Source organism: Pseudomonas sp. NFACC05-1, assembly GCF_900100135.1.
Classification (GTDB): domain Bacteria; phylum Pseudomonadota; class Gammaproteobacteria; order Pseudomonadales; family Pseudomonadaceae; genus Aquipseudomonas; species Aquipseudomonas fluorescens_Q.
The window spans coordinates 83,509-102,812 of the sequence record NZ_FMTR01000012.1 but is presented as its reverse complement, the minus strand read 5'-3'; the positions used below and the strand labels follow the sequence as shown (position 1 = coordinate 102,812).

Annotated in this window: 17 protein-coding genes and 1 pseudogene; all 18 read right to left on the bottom strand. The window is 63.6% G+C overall.

The window, feature by feature from the left end:
- Nucleotides 1-88: 88 nt before the first annotated feature.
- A complete protein-coding gene (locus tag BLO97_RS18555; RefSeq protein WP_092347269.1) occupies nt 89-940 on the bottom strand; it encodes an urease accessory protein UreD in 852 nt (283 codons plus the stop codon).
- Between the two features lie 30 nt (nt 941-970).
- A complete protein-coding gene (gene urtE / locus BLO97_RS18550; protein ID WP_092347266.1) occupies nt 971-1,669 on the bottom strand; it encodes an urea ABC transporter ATP-binding subunit UrtE in 699 nt (232 codons plus the stop codon).
- 133 nt (nt 1,670-1,802) lie between these two features.
- Entirely contained in the window at nt 1,803-2,672 is an 870-nt protein-coding gene (gene urtD, locus BLO97_RS18540) for an urea ABC transporter ATP-binding protein UrtD (protein ID WP_092347260.1), read from the bottom strand.
- Entirely contained in the window at nt 2,669-3,748 is a 1,080-nt protein-coding gene (urtC, locus tag BLO97_RS18535) for an urea ABC transporter permease subunit UrtC (protein WP_092347257.1), read from the bottom strand. The genes urtD and urtC overlap by 4 nt, the downstream gene beginning before the upstream one ends.
- Nucleotides 3,748-5,250, bottom strand: a complete 1,503-nt coding sequence (urtB, locus tag BLO97_RS18530; protein WP_092347254.1) for an urea ABC transporter permease subunit UrtB — start codon at nt 5,248-5,250, stop codon at nt 3,748-3,750. The genes urtC and urtB overlap by 1 nt, the downstream gene beginning before the upstream one ends.
- A 158-nt stretch (nt 5,251-5,408) precedes the next feature.
- Nucleotides 5,409-6,674: an urea ABC transporter substrate-binding protein gene (gene urtA, locus BLO97_RS18525; protein WP_063323138.1), complete on the bottom strand. Its 1,266-nt coding sequence runs from the start codon at nt 6,672-6,674 to the stop codon at nt 5,409-5,411.
- A 283-nt stretch (nt 6,675-6,957) separates the two neighbouring features.
- Nucleotides 6,958-7,968 carry a FecCD family ABC transporter permease gene (locus BLO97_RS18520; RefSeq protein ID WP_092147030.1) on the bottom strand — a complete coding sequence of 337 codons (1,011 nt, stop codon included), beginning with the start codon at nt 7,966-7,968 and terminating at the stop codon, nt 6,958-6,960.
- Entirely contained in the window at nt 7,965-8,912 is a 948-nt protein-coding gene (locus BLO97_RS18515; RefSeq protein ID WP_092222476.1) for an ABC transporter substrate-binding protein, read from the bottom strand. The genes BLO97_RS18520 and BLO97_RS18515 overlap by 4 nt, the downstream gene beginning before the upstream one ends.
- Nucleotides 8,909-9,697, bottom strand: a complete 789-nt coding sequence (locus BLO97_RS18510; RefSeq protein WP_092147034.1) for an ABC transporter ATP-binding protein — start codon at nt 9,695-9,697, stop codon at nt 8,909-8,911. Before BLO97_RS18510 ends, BLO97_RS18515 begins: the two co-directional genes overlap by 4 nt.
- Nucleotides 9,698-9,812: 115 nt before the next feature.
- Nucleotides 9,813-11,192, bottom strand: coding sequence for a PepSY-associated TM helix domain-containing protein (locus BLO97_RS18505; RefSeq protein WP_092347251.1), 1,380 nt, complete (start codon nt 11,190-11,192; stop codon nt 9,813-9,815).
- 203 nt (nt 11,193-11,395) lie between these two features.
- Nucleotides 11,396-13,522 carry a TonB-dependent copper receptor gene (locus BLO97_RS18500; protein ID WP_092147038.1) on the bottom strand — a complete coding sequence of 709 codons (2,127 nt, stop codon included), beginning with the start codon at nt 13,520-13,522 and terminating at the stop codon, nt 11,396-11,398.
- Nucleotides 13,523-13,684: 162 nt separating this feature from the next.
- Complete coding sequence (locus BLO97_RS18495) at nt 13,685-14,134, bottom strand: DUF2946 domain-containing protein (protein WP_256572059.1); 450 nt, start codon at nt 14,132-14,134, stop codon at nt 13,685-13,687.
- Nucleotides 14,135-14,146: 12 nt separating this feature from the next.
- Nucleotides 14,147-14,626, bottom strand: a complete 480-nt coding sequence (locus BLO97_RS18490) for a copper chaperone PCu(A)C (protein ID WP_092222486.1) — start codon at nt 14,624-14,626, stop codon at nt 14,147-14,149.
- A gap of 47 nt (nt 14,627-14,673) precedes the next feature.
- On the bottom strand, nt 14,674-15,072 hold the full coding sequence (locus tag BLO97_RS18485) for a DUF2946 domain-containing protein (protein ID WP_092222488.1): 399 nt from the start codon (nt 15,070-15,072) through the stop codon (nt 14,674-14,676).
- Between the two features lie 311 nt (nt 15,073-15,383).
- A pseudogene (locus BLO97_RS32375) lies at nt 15,384-15,494 on the bottom strand (transcriptional regulator); the annotation flags it as partial.
- A 475-nt stretch (nt 15,495-15,969) separates the two neighbouring features.
- On the bottom strand, nt 15,970-16,692 hold the full coding sequence (locus BLO97_RS18480; protein ID WP_092347248.1) for a cobalt-precorrin-6A reductase: 723 nt from the start codon (nt 16,690-16,692) through the stop codon (nt 15,970-15,972).
- Nucleotides 16,689-17,786, bottom strand: a complete 1,098-nt coding sequence (locus BLO97_RS18475; RefSeq protein WP_092147048.1) for a cobalt-precorrin-5B (C(1))-methyltransferase — start codon at nt 17,784-17,786, stop codon at nt 16,689-16,691. The genes BLO97_RS18480 and BLO97_RS18475 overlap by 4 nt, the downstream gene beginning before the upstream one ends.
- Nucleotides 17,779-18,990: a precorrin-6y C5,15-methyltransferase (decarboxylating) subunit CbiE gene (gene cbiE, locus BLO97_RS18470; protein WP_092147050.1), complete on the bottom strand. Its 1,212-nt coding sequence runs from the start codon at nt 18,988-18,990 to the stop codon at nt 17,779-17,781. The genes BLO97_RS18475 and cbiE overlap by 8 nt, the downstream gene beginning before the upstream one ends.
- Nucleotides 18,991-19,304 lie beyond the last annotated feature (314 nt).

Sequence of the window (19,304 nt, the reverse complement as noted above, 5' to 3'; positions counted from 1 at the left end):
TGCAATCCATAAGGGCAGATAAATAGTTTTCGCTGTAAACACATCCCCCTGTGGGAGCGAGCTTGCTCGCGCCCACAGGAAAGCAAATTCACGTGCTCCAGATTCTCGGGGGGACGGCCTCCCGACCGAGCAGCGCCGGGCGCAGGAGCCGCCACAACGCAATCAACCACCCCCGCGCCAGCAACGCCTCGCTCGCCAGGCACCGCGCCACGACCAGGCCGGGCAATTGGGTCAGGTCACCGCGCACGGCATGGCCCAGGGATCGGCACTGCTCCAACAGCTCGTTGTCGATCTCGCCGGTCACCCATAACGTGGCAAACACCGGATCCCCGCCCAGGCCGATGGGCGAGTCGAGCAAGCCATCACCGCCCACAATGCGCTGGCGCTCATGCCACAGCAACTGGCCGTCGCGACGAATGTCCAGCCGCGACTGGAAATGCCCCAGGTCGAACCGCTCGCCGCTGGCCGGTCGGCCGAGGGCAACCATGTCCCAGTAGAACAAACGCCCGTCGCCCTGCAGGTCTATGCAGGTGCTGAGTTCGGCCTGGGCCGCGCTGAAGACGATTGTTTCCTGGGGCAGCCATTCCAGGGTCGCGCCGGGAGCCACGCTCAGGGTCAACTGCTGGTACGCCGGGCCGGCGGCGCGATACCACTTGGCCGCGCCGGGGCTGGTTAACTGCGCCCAGGCGTCCGGGCCGACGTGGGCCGAAATGTCCAAGCGGTCACCGCCGGCTATCCCACCGGGCGGGTGGACGATGATGTGCTGGCACACCTCGGGGCCTTCGGCATACAAGTGCTTCTGCACCCGCAGCGGGCCTTTATGGCGGCGCTGTACCGGGCGTGTGCAGTCGCCAAAACGGGCGTAGCTCAGTTCCAGCTCGGCATGCCAGCTAGGGGTGAACACGCCTGAAGGCGCCAACGAAGAGACAGGTAGATTCATGATTTTCAATGATCGTCAGGACGCTACAGACTAGATCGTAACCAGGCCGCGCACACCCTCGGCTTCCATATTTTCTCCACGCCCTTGCTGCACGATCTCGCCCCGGGACATCACCAGGTATTGATCGGCCAGCTCGGCGGCGAAGTCGTAGAACTGCTCCACCAGCAGAATCGCCATGTCGCCCCGGGCGGCCAGCTTCTTGATGACCGCGCCGATCTCCTTGATCACCGACGGCTGGATGCCTTCGGTGGGCTCGTCGAGAATCAGCAGGCGCGGACGGCTGGCCAGGGCCCGGCCGATGGCGAGTTGCTGCTGCTGGCCGCCGGACAGGTCACCGCCACGACGCTGCTTCATCTGCAGCAGCACCGGGAACAGTTCGTAGATAAACGCCGGCACCTCCTTGGCCTCGGCGCCGGGAAACCGCGACAGGCCCATCAGCAGGTTTTCTTCCACCGTCAGCCGCCCGAAAATCTCCCGGCCCTGGGGCACGTAGGCGATGCCGGCATGCACCCGTTGGTGTGGCTTGAACGTGGTGATGGCCTTGCCTTCCCAATTCACCGCACCTTCCTTGGCCGGCAACAGGCCCATCAGGCATTTGAGCAGGGTGGTCTTGCCCACGCCGTTGCGACCCAGCAGGCAGGTCACTTCGCCGATCTTCACGTCGAACGAGAGGCCCCGAAGGATGTGGCTACCGCCGTAGTACTGGTGCAGCTTGTCGACTTGCAGCATCTTCCAGAATCTCCTCAAGTTCCCTGTGGGAGCGAGCTTGCTCGCGATAGCGGTGGGTCAGCTTGCTTAGGTGCTGAATGTGTCGCCGCCATCGCGAGCAAGCTCGCTCCCACAGGGAACAGCATTTGCCACTCTAGCGACCGAGGTACACCTCGATCACCCGCTCATTGTCCTGCACCTGTTCCAGCGACCCTTCGGCCAGCACGCTGCCCTGGTGCAGCACGGTGACGTGGTCGGCAATCGCGCCGACGAAGCCCATGTCGTGCTCTACCACCATCAGCGAATGCTTGCCCGCCAGGGACTTGAACAGCTCGGCGGTGAACTCTGTCTCGGCGTCGGTCATGCCCGCCACCGGTTCGTCGAGCAGCAGCAATTGCGGGTCTTGTACCAGCAGCATGCCAATCTCCAGGAACTGCTTCTGCCCGTGGGACAGCAACCCGGCAGCGCGGTTGACCGAGTGGGTGAGGCGGATGGTCTCGAGCACTTCGCTGATGCGATCGTGCTGCTCGCCAGTGAGTTTCGCCCGCAGGCTGGCCCACACCGATTTGTCGGTCTTGAGCGCCAGCTCCAGGTTTTCGAACACGCTCAACGCTTCGAACACCGTGGGTTTCTGGAACTTGCGCCCGATGCCCGCCTGGGCGATCTGCACTTCGCTCATGCTGGTCAGGTCCAGGGTTTCGCCGAACCAGGCCTTGCCGTGGCTGGGGCGGGTCTTGCCGGTGATCACGTCCATCAACGTGGTCTTGCCCGCGCCGTTGGGGCCGATGATGCAGCGCAATTCGCCGACGCCGATGTACAGGTTCAAATCGTTCAAGGCCTTGAAGCCGTCGAAGCTGACGCTGATGTCTTCCAGGGTCAGGATGGTGCCGTGGCGGGTGTTCAGGCCAACGCCTGCCGCCTGGCCGAGGCCGATGGCGTCGCGGCTGCTGCCGGCGTCCTGGTTGGGTTCCGGCGGAAAGAAAGCAGGTTCGAGCATGAATTCGGCACTCGCTGTGATTCTCATTGTTCACCTCGTTTCTTCAGCAGTCCGATCACGCCCTTGGGCAAGTACAGGGTCACGACGATGAACAGCGCACCGAGGAAGAACAGCCAGTATTCAGGGAAGGCCACGGTGAACCAGCTCTTCATGCCATTGACCACACCGGCCCCCAGCAGCGGCCCGATCAGCGTGCCGCGCCCGCCAAGAGCGACCCACACGGCGGCTTCGATGGAGTTGGTCGGCGACATTTCGCTGGGGTTGATGATGCCCACCTGCGGCACGTACAACGCCCCGGCCAGGCCGCACAACACTGCGCTCAACACCCAGACGAACAGCTTGAAGCCACGGGGATCGTAACCGCAGAACATCAGGCGGTTTTCCGCATCGCGCAGGGCGGTCAGCACCCGGCCGAACTTGCTGCGGGCCAGGCGCCAGCCGATGAACAGGCTCGTCACCAGCAACAGTACGGTGGCGAGGAACAGCACGGCCCGGGTGCCCGGCTCGGTGATGCCAAAACCCAGGATCGAGCGGAAATTGGTGAAGCCGTTGTTGCCACCGAACCCGGTTTCGTTGCGGAAGAACAGCAGCATCCCGGCGAAGGTCAGGGCCTGGGTCATGATCGAGAAATACACGCCCTTGATCCGCGAACGGAAGGCGAAGAAACCGAACACCAGCGCCAGCAGCCCCGGCGCCAGCACCACCAGGCACAGGGCCCAGAGAAAACTGTCGGTGCCGGCCCAGTACCAGGGCAGTTCGGTCCACGACAGGAACGTCATGAACGCCGGCAAGCCATCACCGGCGGCCTGGCGCATCAGGTACATGCCCATGGCATAGCCGCCCAGGGCGAAGAACAGGCCGTGACCCAGGGACAACAAACCGGCGTAGCCCCAGACCAGGTCCAACGCCAGGGCGACGATGGCGTAGCAGAGGATCTTGCCCACCAGGGTCAAGGTATAGGCTGAAATGTGCAGTGGATGGTCCGCCGCCAACAGCGACAGCAGCGGCAGGCTCAGCAGCACCGCCAGGATTACCGCGCCGACGGCGAGGGTGAGTTTGGGACCGGCCTTTTGCGTGGCCGTGAGCATCAGGGGCTGGTTCATCAGTCGATTACCCGTCCTTTGAGCGCGAAGAGGCCTTGCGGACGCTTCTGGATGAACAGAATGATCAGCGCGAGGATCAGGATCTTGCCGAGTACGGCGCCGATCTGCGGTTCGAGGATCTTGTTGGCGATGCCCAGGCCGAACGCGGCGAACACGCTACCGGCCAACTGGCCGACGCCGCCGAGCACCACCACCAGGAACGAGTCGATGATGTAGCTTTGGCCCAGGTCCGGGCCGACGTTGCCGATCTGGCTCAGGGCCACGCCACCGAGCCCAGCGATGCCCGAGCCGAGGCCGAAGGCGAGCATGTCCACCCGCCCGGTGGGCACACCGCAGCAGGCGGCCATGTTGCGGTTCTGGGTGACGGCGCGCACGTTCAGGCCCAGGCGCGTCTTGTTCAGCAGCAGCCAGGTCAGCACCACCACGAACAGTGCGAAGGCAATGATCACGATGCGGTTGTATGGGAGCACCAGGTTCGGCAATACCTGAATCCCGCCTGAGAGCCAGGCCGGGTTGGCGACTTCGACGTTCTGCGCGCCGAACACCAGGCGCACCAGTTGGATCAGCATCAGGCTGATGCCCCAGGTGGCGAGCAGGGTTTCCAGCGGGCGCCCATAGAGGTGGCGAATCACCGTGCGCTCCAGGGCCATGCCGATGGCGGCGGTCATAAAAAATGCCACCGGCAGGGCGATCAGCGGGTAGAACTCGATGGCGTTCGGGGCGAAGCGCTGGAACAGCATCTGCACCACATACGTGGAATAGGCGCCGAGCATGAGCATTTCGCCGTGGGCCATGTTGATCACCCCCAGCAAGCCAAACGTGATGGCCAGGCCGAGGGCGGCGAGCAACAGGATCGAACCCAGGGACATGCCACTGAAGGCCTGGCCCAGCAGTTCGCCCACCAGGAGTTTGCGTTTGACTTGGGCGAGGCTGGTTTCGGCGGCGGTGCGCACGTTGGCATCGGTTTCGACGCCGGGCTCAAGCAAACCTTCCAGGCGTGTACGGGCCAGCGGATCGCCGGTTTCACCCAGCAGGCGGACGGCGGCCAGGCGCACGTTCGGGTTGGTGTCCACCAGTTGCAGGTTCGCCAGGGCCAGGCTCAGGGCGGCATGCACATCTTCGTCCTGCTCGCCGGCCAGTTGCCGATCGAGAAACGCCAGTTGCGCCGGGCGCGCAGTTTTTTGCAGCTGCTGCGCGGCACCCAGGCGTACGCGGGCATCCACGGCGAGCAGTTGATGGCTGGCGAGGGCGGTTTCGATCAGCCCGCGCAAGCGGTTGTTCAGGCGCAGGGTCTTGGGTTGGCCGTCGACGGTCAACTGGCCCTGTTGCAGGGCATTGATCAGTTCGACGCGCTCAGGCTCCGGCTGCGCGGCCCAGGTTTCCAGGAGCTTGGCTTGCTGGGTCGGGTTGGCGGCGACGAAGTCTTCGGCGTCACCGGCATGGGCCTCCAGTGGCAACAGCAGCACCAGGGCGAGGATGAGGCGGTAGAGGGCGGTGGGCATATGCTAGGCCTTGCGCAGTGCTTTTTGTGGGAGCGAGCTTGCTCGCGATAGCGGTGTGTCAGTCACTGTTCTTCTGGCTGATCCACCGCTATCGCGAGCAAGCTCGCTCCCACAGGGGTTGTGTGTCGGCCCGGGGATTGGGGCCGACACCCATGGGCTCAGTTGCTCTTCACCGCATAGTCAGGCTTCTTGTCGTTGCCGGCGATGAAGGGGCTCCACGGCTGGGCGCGGATCGGGCCTTCGGTCTGCCAGACCACGTTGAACTGACCGTCGGCCTGGATCTCGCCGATCATCACTGGCTTGTGCAGGTGATGGTTGGTCTTGTCCATGGTCAGGGTGTAGCCCGACGGTGCGGCGAAGGTCTGGCCGGCCAGGGCTTCGCGGACTTTGTCGACGTCGGTGGACTTGGCTTTTTCCACGGCTTGCGCCCACATGTGAATGCCGACGTAGGTGGCTTCCATCGGGTCGTTGGTCACCGCTTTGTCGGCGCCTGGCAGGTTCTTGGCTTTGGCGTAGGCTTTCCAGGACTCGACGAATTTCTTGTTCGCCGGGTTATCCACGGACTCGAAGTAGTTCCACGCCGCCAGGTTGCCCACCAGTGGCTTGGTGTCGATGCCGCGCAGTTCTTCCTCGCCCACCGAGAACGCCACGACCGGCACGTCGGTAGCTTTCAGGCCCTGGTTCGCCAGTTCTTTATAGAACGGCACGTTGGAGTCGCCGTTGACTGTGGAAATGACTGCGGTCTTGCCGCCAGCCGAGAACTTCTTGATGTTGGCTACGATGGTCTGGTAGTCGCTGTGGCCGAACGGGGTATAGACCTCTTCGATGTCTTTGTCTGCCACGCCTTTGGAGTGCAGGAACGAACGCAGGATCTTGTTGGTGGTGCGCGGGTAGACGTAGTCGGTGCCCAGCAGGAAGTAGCGCTTGGCACTGCCACCTTCTTCGCTCATCAGGTATTCCACTGCCGGAATCGCCTGTTGATTCGGCGCCGCGCCGGTATAGAACACGTTTGGCGACATCTCTTCGCCTTCGTACTGCACGGGGTAGAACAGCAGGCCGTTGAGTTCTTCGAACACCGGCAATACGGATTTACGCGACACCGACGTCCAGCAGCCGAACACCACCGCGACTTTGTCCTGGGTCAGCAGTTGACGGCCCTTCTCGGCGAACAGCGGCCAATTCGACGCTGGGTCCACGACCACCGCTTCAAGCTTCTTGCCGTTCACACCGCCCTTGGCGTTGATCTCATCGATGGTCATCAGCGCCATGTCCTTGAGGGACGTCTCGGAGATCGCCATGGTGCCGGACAGCGAATGCAGGATGCCGACCTTGATGGTCTCGGCGGCCTGGACGGTCCAGGCCATGCCCATCGCGGCAATGCTTGCCGAGAGTGTAAAAGCCTTGATCAAGCTACGACGCTTCATTGTGCGATCTCCGTGGACTTATGAATTTTTTTTGAGGGCAGATGCAAACGCTGAAAGCGCTTTTGCAAGGGGTGTGCCCGGTCGGAAAAAAGGCCCGGAAACAGGGGGGTGGTGGGGGGAGGGAAAAGCGTGGTGCACCATGAGTGATCGCGTCATGGGGTTTGGTGCGAGGGATGCGCCACATTGGAGCGCGGGGTTGAAGCCTTGCCGAGACTCTGCTTGTGAATACAACCTGTGGCGAGGGAGCAAGCTCCCTCGCCACAGGTTGGAGTCAGTCTCCTTTTTATCGGCGGCGCATCAGGCCGATGAAGAACAACCCGCCGATGGCGGCTGTCGCCACACCGATCGGCAAGTCTTCCGGCGCGATCAAGGTCCGGGCGGCCACATCCACCCACACCAGGAACAGGCTGCCAAGCAGCACACAAACCGGCAGCAACCGACGATGCTCTGCACCCACCAGGCGCCGGGCAATGTGCGGCACCATTAGCCCGACAAAACCAATCGAACCGCTGATGGACACCAGCACACCGGTCATCAGCGAGGCGATCAAGAAGATCCACAAGCGCACCTTCGCCGCGTTCAGGCCCAGGGTCACGGCGGTCTGTTCGCCGGCCATCAGCGCGTTCAGCGGACGGGCCATGCCCAGCAGCAACACCAGCCCCAGCACCACACTGGCCGCCGGCACCGCAAGCAGTTCCCAACGGGCTAGGCCCAGGCCGCCGAGCATCCAGAACATCACCGCCGAACTGGCGCGATGGTCACCGAGGAACAACAACAGGTTGGCCGCCGCCATCATCACGAAGGACACCGCCACGCCGCACAACAACAGGCGATCACTTTCCAGACGACCCTGGCGGGCAGCGATGGTCAGCACCAGCAGCATGCTCAACAGCGCACCGATGAACGCCGCCAGCGGCAGGGTCAGCAGGCCGACAATCTCGCCGACATGCAGCACCACGATGACCGCCCCCAGCGTCGCGCCAGAGGTGACGCCCAGCAGGTGCGGGTCCGCCAGCGGGTTGCGCGTGACTGCTTGCAGCACCGCACCGATCAACGCCAGCCCGGCGCCCACCAGGGCACCGAGCAGCAGGCGCGGCACGCGGATCAGCCACACGATGTGTTCCTGGCCAGGCGACCAATAGGCGCTGCCGACACCGAAGGCCTTGTTCAACAGGATGTCCCAGACCACGGCCACCGGCGCCCGCGCCGGCCCGAAGCCCAGGGACACCACGCACGACACCAGCAGCAGTGCACCGAGGAACATCAGCAGGGCGCCGTAGCGACGACCGTTCATTGGCCGTGAAAACCCTGCGCCAGGGTTTGCACCGCCAGCACGTTATCGATGCCCGGCGTGGCCTGGACGTAGGGGATCACGATGAAGCGCCGATGCTTGATCGCCGCCACCGACTGCAGGGCCGGGTTGTTCAGCAGGAATTGTTGCTTCTGCTCGGCGCTGACTTCGCCGTAGTCGACGATCACGATCACCTCGGGGTTGCGCTCCACTACGTTCTCCCAGTTCACCCGCGTCCAGCTGGTTTCCAGGTCATCGAGAATATTGCGTCCGCCGGCCGCGTCGATCAGCGCCTGGGGCATGCCAAGACGGCCGGAGGTCATGGCGCGGTCTTCGCCGCTGTCGTAGAGGAATACGCGGGGTTGACCGGGCGGCAGGTGCTTGCGCACTTGCGCCACTTGGGCCTGCATCTGGGCGATCAGTGCGTTGGCACGATCCTGCACGTCGAAGATCTTCCCGAGGTTGCGCAGGTCGTTGTAGGTATCCTCCAGTGAGGCCGCTGGACGCTTCATCACGAACGCGCAGGATTCGCTCAGTTCGTAGACATTGATGCCCAGCGGTTGCAGGGTCTGCGGCGTCAGGTCGCCGCCCACGCGCATGCCGTAGTCCCAACCGGCGAAGAAGAAATCCACGTTGGCATCGAGCAGGGTTTCCACCGACGGGTACTTGGCGGCCAGTTCCGGCAGGCCATCAAGGATCTTCGCCATCTCGGGCGTCACCGATTTCCAGCCACTGATGCCGCTGTAGCCGACCATGCGCGGCTTGAGGCCCAGGGCGAGCATCATCTGGGTCATGTTGATGTCATGGCTGACAGCGTGCCGAGGTGCCTCGTTGAACACCACCTGGCGGTTGCAGCTCTGGATTGTCAACGGATAGTGGGTGGCTTCGGCCAAGGCATGGGCGCTGCCCAGCAGCAGGGGCAGCAACAGCAGGGAACGCAAGGTCATGGTTGGGTTATCCAGGTGATTCGTGGGTAGCCGGACAGCGGGTGTTCATCCACCAGGGCTTCGATGCCGAACACCTCGCGCAACAGCTCGACGGTCAGGACGTCCCTGGGCGTGCCGCTGGCGACAATGCGCCCGTGTTCGATCACGTACAGGCGGTCGCAGAAGGCGGCGGCCAGGTTCAGGTCGTGAAGGCTGGCAAGGGTGCCGATGCCCAGGCCCTTGATCAGTTGCAGCAATTGCAATTGATAGTGGGGATCGAGGTGGTTGGTCGGTTCGTCGAGGATCAACAACTGCGGTTGCTGGGCCAGGGCCCGGGCGAGGATCACCCGTTGCTTCTCACCACCCGAGAGGGTCGCGAATGCATGGTCGCCAAAGCCTTCAAGGCCTGCCGATGCCAGGGCTTGGCGCACAAGCCGTCGATCCTCGTGATTGTCGCCGTCGAACAGGCCTTTATGCGGTGTGCGGCCCATGGCGACCACTTCTTCCACCGTCAGGCCGAAGGCGTCGGGAAACTCTTGCAGCACCACGGCGATGCGTTGGGCGCACCAGCGCGAGGACTGTTGCCAGACGTTGTGATGGGCAAGCTTTACCTCGCCCTGTTCCGGCCGGCTGAAGCGATAGGCGCAGCGCAACAGGCTGGTCTTGCCACTGCCGTTGGGGCCGATCAACCCGACAAACTCCCCGGCCGCCACCTGCAACGTCACGTCACGCAGCTGGAACTGGTGATGACAATGGCCATGGCCCAGGGGTGTCCAGGCGACGTGGGAGAGGGTTAGAGAGGTCATGCGTACACTCAATTATTGGGCCTAAACACAATTCCATTGTGGGAGCGGTGTTCACAGCTCGAAAGGCGGGGGCGATTGTAGAGGTTTCGCGCCGCCTTCCGTTAACGCACTGTCTTCAGTTTGAAGATGAGGCAATCTCAGGCTGGCGATTGAGCCGGGTGACGAGCCGATCCAGCAACCACACCACCACCAGCGACGCCCCCACCATCGGAAACACCACCGCCAGGGCCAGCATGATGAACACCCCGGTCTTCCACGTCGGCAAGTCGTGACGCAGCGGCGGTACGCCGAACTTGCCTTCTGGCCGGCGCTTCCACCAGATCACCAGGCCACTCACGGCGCTGAGCAGGATCATCAGGCAAATCAGCAGCACGATGATCTGGTTCAGCGGGCCGAACATTTTGCCTTCGTGCAGCATTACCCCGGTTTCGGTGGCGCGAGCCACGACGCCGTAATGCTCCCAGCGCACATCGGCCAGGACCTTGCCGGTGTATTGGTCCACGTGCAGGGTGGCATCGTTGCGCGGGTCGTCGGCAAACACGGCGACGGTGAACACGCCGGTGGACGTGGTCGGCAGGGTGATGCTGTAGCCGGGCGTGACCTGGCGTTCGGTGGCGATGTCCTGCACCGCTTGCAGGCTGACAGTCGGGGCGGCGGGGCCTTCGTGCATGCCGCCGTGGCCCATGTGCTCGGCATGGTCGCCGGACATCGGCATCGGTGTGTTTTCCACGGCCCACGGCACGGTCTGGCGATGGGCGTTGTTGAGGCTGCCGGCCTCGACGTCGGACTTGGGCACGTCATTCCACATCGCCGCCGGGAAGCGGTTCCAGAGGTTGGCGTATTGCTTGCCCCAGAAACCGGTCCAGGTCATGCCGCTGAGCAGCATCACCAGCAGCAAGGCTGCGCCCCAGAAACCGACGACCACGTGCAGGTCACGCCAGAACAGCCGACCGCGGGCGCTCCAGCGCGGCCACAGCACGCCGGCTGACGATTGCCCACGGGGCCACCACAGGTACAGCCCGGAGACCACTAGCACCACGCCCCAACCGGCGGCCATTTCCACCAGCCGGTCACCGACAGTGCCGATCAGCAGTTCGCCGTGGATGGCCCGGGCCATGGCTTGCAGGTTGTTCTTCGCATCCTGCTCGCCGAGGACATCGCCATGGTACGGGTCGATGAACACGTTCAGTTCCCGGCCTTTGTCGATCACCACGAACTGCGCGCTGCGCTCGGCGTTGGGCGGCGGCAGGTACTGTTTGATCTGGCCTTGGGGGTAGGCCTGGTGGACCTGCTTGAGCAAGTCGTCCGCCGCCAGGGTGTGATGCCCGGCGGGTACATTCAGCAGGCTGCCGTACATCAGGGGATCGAGCTGTGGCTTGAACAAATAAATGATGCCGGTCAGGGACAGCATCACCATGAACGGCGCCACGAACAGCCCGGCATAGAAATGCCAGCGCCAGGCCAGGTTGTAGAAATTGGGTTTCGGTTGGCTCATCAGAAAGCGCTCCGCAGGGCAAATGTGATCGTTATGTTTTTTGCGGTTTGGGCAAAGCCTTGTTTGGACACAAAACCTGTGGCGAGGGAGCTTGCTCCCGCTCGGTTGCGTAGCGACCGCATCAAAGAAGGACTGCTGCGCAGCCCAGCGGGAGCAAGCTCCCTCGCCACAGGGTCAGGTGTCAGGCCTTGCCTGCGATGGTGTTAGAAACTCATGTCCACCTTGGTCCAGAGGGTGCGCCCCGGTTCGTTGATGGCTTGCGGGTCGCTCGCCGGGTAGCCGAACCCGGCGTTACCGGCCAGGTTCAAGTGCTCGGCATAGGCTTTGCCGAACAGGTTGTCGACGCCGCTGCTGACCTTCCAGTGTTTGTTGATGCGGTAGGCACCGTTGAGTGAGAACACGCCGAAGCCCGAACTCTTGCCGTAGTCTTTGCCGACCACGTTGCCTTTGTTCTCGTCGACCCGGTGCTGCGCTGCCACCACACGCCACAGGGCGCCGGCGCTCCAGCGATCTTCGCTGTAGGTCAGGCCCAGGCGTGCGTCCAGCGGCGGCATTTGCGCCAGGGCGCTGCCGTCGCTGCTGTTCTTGCCCCAGGCGTAGGCCAGGGTGGCGTCGGCTTTCCAGCGCTCGCTCAGCTTGTAGGCCGCGCCCAGTTCGCCGCCCATGATCCGCGCATCGATGTTCTCGGCCCGGGAGGTGGTGCCCATCATCCCGGGGGTGTAGTCGAACAGGATGTAGTCGCGCACCTGCCCGACATAAGCCGACGCCCAGGCTTCGAGGGTTTCGGTCTTGTACTGCAGGCCGAAGTCGAGCTGGGTGGTTTTTTCCGGCTTGATCGCGTCGAAGGCATTCAGCGAGCCGCTGGGGCCGACGTTCGCCGAGAACAGCTCCCAGTAGTCCGGGAAGCGTTGTGCGTGACCCACGCCTGCATAGAGGGTAGTGGGGCTGTCGTCCAGGTCGTGTTCGTAGCGGACAAAACCGCTGGGCAGCGTGTCGGCACGGGTGTCATCGGCGGTGGGGTTGGGGCGGGCCGACATACCGGAACCGAGGCTCTGGCGGTAATCCTTGGCCGAGGCGCGGTCGAGCCGGGCGCCGGTGATCACTCGGTCGCGATCGGCGGCGTACCAGGTCAGTTCGCCGAAGGCACCGTAATTGTGGAAGTCGGCGTCCTTGGTGTACGGCAGGTCCTTGTAGGTGTCGACGCCCATGCTGCTGCGCTGGCGATGCTCGTTGGTCTGGGCGTCCAGGCCGCTGATCAACTGCACATCGGCCCAGCGCCAGGTGGCCTTGATACGCGCACCCAGGGTGCGGCGGTCGACGTTGGAGGCCATGGGCCCGGCCATCATCCCGGTGCCGGATGGCGTGCGCAGGGTGTAGTTGTCCATCACATGGTCGGCGTAGTTGTAGTAGACTTGGGCCTCGACCTTGTCCAGCACCTCGCCGATGTTCGAGCGCTCGAAACGCAGCCCGAGGCTTTCGCGCTTGAACTGCGAGCCGTCCATGCCACGCCCGGCGTAGCGCGCTTCACCGTCGCCCTTGCCGGCCGTCAATTCCAGCAGGGTATCGGCGTCCGGGGTCCAGCCGAGGGTGACGTCGCCGTTCCACTTGTCGTAGCGCGACGGCACGCTGTCGTTGTTGCCATCGCGGTAATCGTCCGAGTGGGCGGTGTTGCCGATCACTCGTACATACCCCAGCGGCCCACCGGCGGCGGCATCCACCACTTTGTCGAAACGGCCGTTGGAGCCGGCCAGCACACTGGCGTTGACCCGGGTGCCCAATTCGCCGAACTGTTCCGGCTCGCGCTCGAACAGCACGGTCCCGGCCGATGCGCCGGGGCCCCAGAGCACGGTCTGCGGGCCTTTGATGACGGTGAGTTTGTCGTAGGTTTCCGGCGATATATAGGACGTCGGCGCGTCCATCCGGCCAGGGCAAGCACCCAACAGCATGCTGCCGTTGGTGAGGATGTTCAGCCGCGAGCCGAACATGCCGCGCAACACCGGGTCGCCATTGGTGCCGCCGTTGCGCACCAGGGCGAAGCCGGGGATGGTCTTGAGGTAGTCGCCGCCGTCACTGGCCGGCACCGGTTGACGCGGGTCCTTGGGGTTGGTGACGACAGTCAGGGGGGAACTGGGGGCGATGGCGGTGATGACCGTCGGGCTCAGCTCTTCTACCTGATGGTCGTGATGCTCGTGTTCATCGGCGAGTGCGTAGGGTGTGAGCAGCAGGCCGCACAGTGCGGCAATGGTTTGGCGTAAACGAACCCGTGGTTCGTTCAGGGGGCAGCGAACCTGGGCAGAGCCCAAAGCGGTGCCAGCAGAAAACCTGGACATGATGATTCCATCGAACAGACGTAGACGACACGGTCGGGCAGCCTAGTGGCATGTGTGGCTAGTTTGTTAGCTCAAATTCGGATGCCAGAAGTTGACTAACACAACTAGCTACACATGCCACTGAGGCTGTCTTGTGCGACCGGGTTGGGTAAGTGTCGGGGGTTACGCGTCGAGGGGCGGTGCGCGGGTACGGGCACCCGGGAAAAACGCGGGCCGGGCATGGCCCAGGCGTGGGGAAGGACTGGTGTAGGTGTTGGTGTGGGGTGTGACGAAGACCGCGAACGTGTGACCGCCAGGCAGCGCGGGGCAATTGAACAGCAGGTTGCAATAGCCGCACTTTTCCCACAGTGCGTGGTGTTCGCTCTGGGGCGGGCAGTGTTCGTCGGCTGATGCCTCATGTTCGGCGTGGGCTCCCGCCGGCATGTCCATGCTCATGTCCATCGACATGCTCATGCTCATGCTCACAGGCATGCGCTGATCCATCGGCATCGACTGAGAAATCAGTGGACCGATAAAGATCATCAACATGGCGAACAGGCTGATCCAACTGCCGCGTGCCAGGCTCAAGGGCTGGCGGCGGGGTATGGCGGACCTGTTGCGAGGAAGACCCATGGGCAGGTGCTATCAGTGCATGTGCATTTGGGTTTTGCTGCCGTCGGGGGCTTTTTTCTGCACCGCAACGTCGACCGTGACATCCCCCGCTTTTTCGAAATGCAGGGTCATGGTAAAGCGCTTGCCATCGCTGAGCAGGCTGCGGTCCTTCAGGCCCAACAGCATCACGTGATACGCCATCGGCGCGAAGGTGACGGTCGCACCGGGGGCGATATCCACGACGGGCACCGGTTGCATTTTCATCAGGTCGTTTTGCATCACATGCTCATGGAGCTCGGCCTTGCCAGCAATCGGCGAGTCGACGCTGAGCAGCTTGTCGGCGGTCGTGCCGCCGTTGTGAATCACGAAATACGCGGCCACGGTCGGTGCGTTGGGCGGCAACTCCTGGGACCACGGATGGGCGATCTCAAGCTCGCCCGCCTTGTATTGGTGCGCTTGGGCAAAGCCGACGGGAAGCAGCAGGGCAGCCAGCAGGATAAGTCTGTTCAACATGGGTGATTCTCCAGAACGATTCGAGGCGCAGTCTTGTGCGGAAAGAATCAGGCCAGAGGCGAGGCGCGGGGGTTGAGGCTTGGCCATTGCTGGCGTGGCGTGGGGCTGTCGAGCTTGGAATGGGCAATGCCGCGATGGTGGGGCCGAGCATCCAGATACAACTGCGGGGCATGGCCGGTGAGCGCCACCAGCGACGCGGAGCCGGCGCAGCACCAGCAATGCTGCATCGTCGAGTGAGTGTCCTTCTGCGGCGTGCCCTGCTCGAGCTTGCCCAGGGACACCGCGACCATTTTCGTGCCGCTGGACGAGCAGAAACTGCCCCACAACAGTTGCTCGGCTGGCGAATTGGCAGTCGCGCCACCGCTGTTGGAAAGCGGCATGGCAAGCATGTTGAACAGCACTGCGAAGCAGGCGATCCAGGCAAATGCAAGCCGTTGTCGGGACATGGGCGAATCCGCTCGGTTGGGCGATCAAGTGGCGGTATTTAGCCTGATCGAGGTTGAGAAGTAAAAAAGGCGCATGCGGTATAGGGTCGCAGGGTTTGCACTAACAGTAGCAACAGTTTTTGTAAGTGGATGCTTTCGTGGCGAGGGAGCTTGCTCCCGCTGGGGCGCGAAGCGGCCCTGAATATCAAGTTGCGAGGTGTGTCAGGAGAATGGCGGCGATCCTTTTTGGGGCTGCTGCGCAGCCCAGCGGGAGCAAGCTCCCTCGCCACGGAGAATGTTGTTGATCAGTCGATATTCGATTGTTCCCAATCTGCATCGTAGTCCATCTGTGTCATATCTTTTGCCCGAGCGATATCGTCAAGGGATGCTCGAATCAGTACTCCGTCCCCCGTGTCTTCTTCGAGACAAGCATCTAGATAAGCCTGCGTAGTTTTTGTGGCGAGGGGATTTATCCCCGCTGGGCTGCGAAGCAGTCCAAAAAGCCGGCACCTCGCAGCATCAGCCTAACCCCGTGCTGTCGTTCAGGGGCTGCTATGCAGCCCAACGGGGATAAATCCCCTCGCCACAGGGCGGCGGCTGTACGCAGGTTAGTCGACCGGGGAGTCCAGCATTACCGGCGCGCCCGAGGGCGCCCTGCGCACAACCACCATCAAGTGCAGGAGTGGATACCTGACTGGACGGAGCTTGTGAACCTGCTGAAACCACCGAGCGACTAAACCCGATCACTGAAGGGCAGTGACGGGAATCAAGTTACCGGCGGCCTCCAAGGCGCACAAGCCGGCGGATTCTGGCGAAGTTGTAGGCTGCGGCGCAAGACGATGTAGCCTGCTGTCGTAGTTCCTACGGGACAGGGCTGTAGGGATATGTAGGCCTTCAGCGTTGCAGCAAAAAAGACTGTCAGACCAGATGTCGCAAGCCCTGCAATACCTCATCCACGGTCCCAAACTCCCGATCCACCTCCGCCAACACCGGCCGCTGCAAAATCAACACCGGCACCCCCCGCTCCCGCGCCACCTCCAGCTTCGGCTCAGTCGCCGTGCTGCCGCTGTTCTTGCTGACCAACACATCGATCCGCCGACGCTCGAACAGCTCGCGCTCGCCTTCGATGTGGAACGGCCCGCGGGCGCCGATGACTTCGCAGCGTTCATTGCCGGGATAAATGTCCAGGGCGCGCAGGGTCCAGAATTGCTCTGGCGGAATTTCGTGCAGGTGTTGCAGTGGTTCGCGGCCGAGGGTGAACAACGGGCGGTGGAAGGGTTTCAGGGCTTGGATCAGTTCGGCCCAATCGGCCACTTCGCGCCAGTCATCCCCGGTCTGGGGTTGCCAGGCCGGGCGACGCAGGGCCCAGCAGGGGATGGCGCAGGCGCGGGCGGCGCGGGCGGCGTTGTGGCTGATCTGGGCGGCGTAGGGGTGAGTGGCGTCCAGCAGCAGGTCGATGCCTTCGGCGTGGATGAAGTGCGCCAGCCCTTCGGCGCCGCCGTAGCCGCCGACGCGCACCTGGCAGGTCAGGTCGGTGGGGACGCGGCCGATGCCCGCCAGGCTGTAGATGTGTTGGGGGCCGAGGGGGCGGGCGATGGCCAGGGCTTCGGTGACGCCGCCCAGCAGGAGGATGCGTTTCATCGAAGCTCTCCGGCGTGGCCGACAATCCCGCCCTGGCGATCGATGGCGAAGACTTCGACCTGGACCTGGGCCGGCACCACGCTGCGGGCGAAGGCCAACGCGTGTGCGCACACCGCGTCGCCGAGGGCGATGCCAGCGGCGCTGGCCATTGCCAGGGCTTGCTGGCTGGTGTTGGCCGCGCGGATGCCTTGCTGCAACGCCTCATCGGCACCGATAGCGGCGGCCCACTCGGCCAGTTGTGGCAGGTCGATGCTTGAGTGACGGCTGTGCAGGTCCATGTGGCCGGCGGCGAGTTTGCTGATTTTGCCAAAGCCGCCGCACAGGCTGAGTTTTTCCACCGGGACCTTGCGCACATGCTTGAGCACGGCACCGACGAAGTCGCCCATTTCGATCAGGGCGATTTCCGGCAGGTTGTAGACCCGACGCATGGTGTCTTCGCTGGCGTTGCCGGTGCAGGCGGCGATGTGCAGATAGCCGTTGGTTTTTGCCACGTCGATACCCTGGTGGATCGAGGCAATGTAGGCCGCGCAGGAGAACGGCCGGACGATGCCGCTGGTGCCGAGGATCGACAGGCCGCCAAGAATCCCCAGGCGTGGATTCATGGTTTTCAGCGCCAGGGCTTCGCCGCCCTCGACATTGACCGTGACCTCGAAGCCGCCAGCATATCCGCTGTCTTGCGCCAGACGGGCCAGGTGATCGTTGATCATCTTGCGCGGCACCGGGTTGATCGCCGGCTCACCGACCTCCAGCACCAGGCCGGGGCGCGTCACCGTACCGACGCCACGACCAGCGACGAAACGTACACCGGGCTCGGCGATCAAGCGCACCTGGGAAAACAACAGGGCGCCGTGGGTCACGTCCGGGTCGTCGCCCGCGTCCTTGATCGTCCCGGCTTCGGCACCTTGTTCGGTCAGCCGGCAGAACTCCAGGCGCATCTGCACGTGCTTGCCCTTGGGCAGTACGATTTCCACGGCATCGGCTTCGGTGCCGCGCAGCAGGAGTCGAGCGGCCGCCAGGCTCGTGGCCGTGGCGCAACTGCCGGTGGTCAGGCCGCTGCGCAAGGGGGCGGGTTGTTCGGCGGTTTCGTCACGCATCGAGAGGCTTCGTCAGGTCCAGCAAGGTAATCGGCAAGGCCTGGCGCCAGGTGTCGAACTCCCCCAATGGCTGGGCCTGGGCGATGTGGATCCGGGTCAGTTCACCGCCGTGACGTTCGCGCCAGTGCATCAGGGTCGTTTCGCTTTGCAGAGTCACGGCGTTGGCGACGAGCCGGCCGCCGGGCTTGAGTTGAGCCCAGCAAGCCTCAAGCACTCCTTCACGGGTAACACCGCCGCCGATGAACACCGCGTCCGGCCGCTCCAGGCCTTCCAGCGCCTGTGGGGCTTTGCCGCGAATCAGCTGCAGGCCGGGCACGCCGAGGCTGTCGCGGTTACGTTCGATCAAGGCCTGGCGACCTTCGTCGGCTTCGATGGCCAGGGCCCGGCAACTAGGGTGGGTGCGCATCCATTCGATGCCGATGGAGCCGCTGCCAGCACCGACGTCCCAGAGCAGTTCGCCAGGGGTTGGCGCAAGACGGGCGAGGGTGATGGCGCGCACGTCGCGTTTGGTCAACTGGCCGTCATGTTCGAACGCGCTGTCCGGCAAACCGGCCAGACGAGACAGGCGTAACGTTGAAGGTTCGGCCCGGCATTCGATAGCGATCAGGTTCAGGTCGGCGACGGTGTCATCGGACCATTGCGCGGCGCAACCGTCGATCCGTCGTTCTGCCGCACCGCCCAAATGTTCCAGCACGGTCATGACGCTCGGGCCGAACCCCCGCTCGCGCAGCAACGTCGCCACGGCGGCAGGGCTGTGACGGTCATTGCTCAGCAGCAACAGCCTGACGCCTGTGGATAAATGAGCGCTGAGTGCCGCCAGGGGACGCGCCACCAGCGACAGCGTGACCACCTCCTGCAACGGCCAGCCCAGGCGCGCCGCCGCCAGTGAACAGGAGGATGGCGCCGGTATCACCCGCATCTGGTCGCCAGGCAGCTGTTTCGCCAGGCTCGCGCCCACGCCATAGAACATCGGATCGCCGCTGGCCAGCACACACACCGACTCGCCCTGTCGTGCCAGCAGCGGTTCCAGGGAAAACGGGCTGGGCCACAATTCCCGTTCGCCGCGGATGCACACCGGCAACAACGCCAGTTGCCGATCGCTGCCGACAATGCGTGACGCCCGCAGCAAGGCATGGCGGGCCGTCCGGCCCAGGCCCTTGAAGCCGTCTTCGCCGATGCCCACTACGGTCAGCCAGGGTGTCATCTATGTTCCTCGAATCGATGGGGGTGATCGACAGGCGGGTTGCCGCCGCGAACCGGGCCGCCATCATACCGCGCCCCTTCACTTAAGACTTGTGTGAGTCATTGTGGCGAGGGAGCTTGCTCCCGCTGGGCTGCGCAGCAGCCCTTTTTGTGAGCGCTCGCACTGGAGTGCCAGCCCGGTCAAGCGGGAGCAAGCTTCCTCGCCACGGGCTCATCTACTTTCAGTGAACAACATTGCCTGTCGTCCGCAATCCGACCGGCAAGCTTTTCATGACCCCCGGCAAAGCAGGCATAATGGCGCTCCTTCGCCGTCGT

What these genes read in the sequence shown, in the direction of transcription:
- BLO97_RS18485 (WP_092222488.1), bottom strand. Translation starts at nt 15,072, where the DNA reads ATGTCCCGACAACGGCTTGCATTTGCCTGGATCGCCTGCTTCGCAGTG.
- BLO97_RS18480 (WP_092347248.1), bottom strand. Translation starts at nt 16,692, where the DNA reads ATGAAACGCATCCTCCTGCTGGGCGGCGTCACCGAAGCCCTGGCCATC.
- urtD (WP_092347260.1), bottom strand. Translation starts at nt 2,672, where the DNA reads ATGAGAATCACAGCGAGTGCCGAATTCATGCTCGAACCTGCTTTCTTT.
- BLO97_RS18510 (WP_092147034.1), bottom strand. Translation starts at nt 9,697, where the DNA reads ATGACCTCTCTAACCCTCTCCCACGTCGCCTGGACACCCCTGGGCCAT.
- urtB (WP_092347254.1), bottom strand. Translation starts at nt 5,250, where the DNA reads ATGCCCACCGCCCTCTACCGCCTCATCCTCGCCCTGGTGCTGCTGTTG.
- urtE (WP_092347266.1), bottom strand. Translation starts at nt 1,669, where the DNA reads ATGCTGCAAGTCGACAAGCTGCACCAGTACTACGGCGGTAGCCACATC.
- BLO97_RS18500 (WP_092147038.1), bottom strand. Translation starts at nt 13,522, where the DNA reads ATGTCCAGGTTTTCTGCTGGCACCGCTTTGGGCTCTGCCCAGGTTCGC.
- BLO97_RS18520 (WP_092147030.1), bottom strand. Translation starts at nt 7,968, where the DNA reads ATGAACGGTCGTCGCTACGGCGCCCTGCTGATGTTCCTCGGTGCACTG.
- cbiE (WP_092147050.1), bottom strand. Translation starts at nt 18,990, where the DNA reads ATGACACCCTGGCTGACCGTAGTGGGCATCGGCGAAGACGGCTTCAAG.
- urtA (WP_063323138.1), bottom strand. Translation starts at nt 6,674, where the DNA reads ATGAAGCGTCGTAGCTTGATCAAGGCTTTTACACTCTCGGCAAGCATT.
- BLO97_RS18490 (WP_092222486.1), bottom strand. Translation starts at nt 14,626, where the DNA reads ATGTTGAACAGACTTATCCTGCTGGCTGCCCTGCTGCTTCCCGTCGGC.
- BLO97_RS18475 (WP_092147048.1), bottom strand. Translation starts at nt 17,786, where the DNA reads ATGCGTGACGAAACCGCCGAACAACCCGCCCCCTTGCGCAGCGGCCTG.
- BLO97_RS18495 (WP_256572059.1), bottom strand. Translation starts at nt 14,134, where the DNA reads ATGGGTCTTCCTCGCAACAGGTCCGCCATACCCCGCCGCCAGCCCTTG.
- BLO97_RS18505 (WP_092347251.1), bottom strand. Translation starts at nt 11,192, where the DNA reads ATGAGCCAACCGAAACCCAATTTCTACAACCTGGCCTGGCGCTGGCAT.
- BLO97_RS18555 (WP_092347269.1), bottom strand. Translation starts at nt 940, where the DNA reads ATGAATCTACCTGTCTCTTCGTTGGCGCCTTCAGGCGTGTTCACCCCT.
- urtC (WP_092347257.1), bottom strand. Translation starts at nt 3,748, where the DNA reads ATGAACCAGCCCCTGATGCTCACGGCCACGCAAAAGGCCGGTCCCAAA.
- BLO97_RS18515 (WP_092222476.1), bottom strand. Translation starts at nt 8,912, where the DNA reads ATGACCTTGCGTTCCCTGCTGTTGCTGCCCCTGCTGCTGGGCAGCGCC.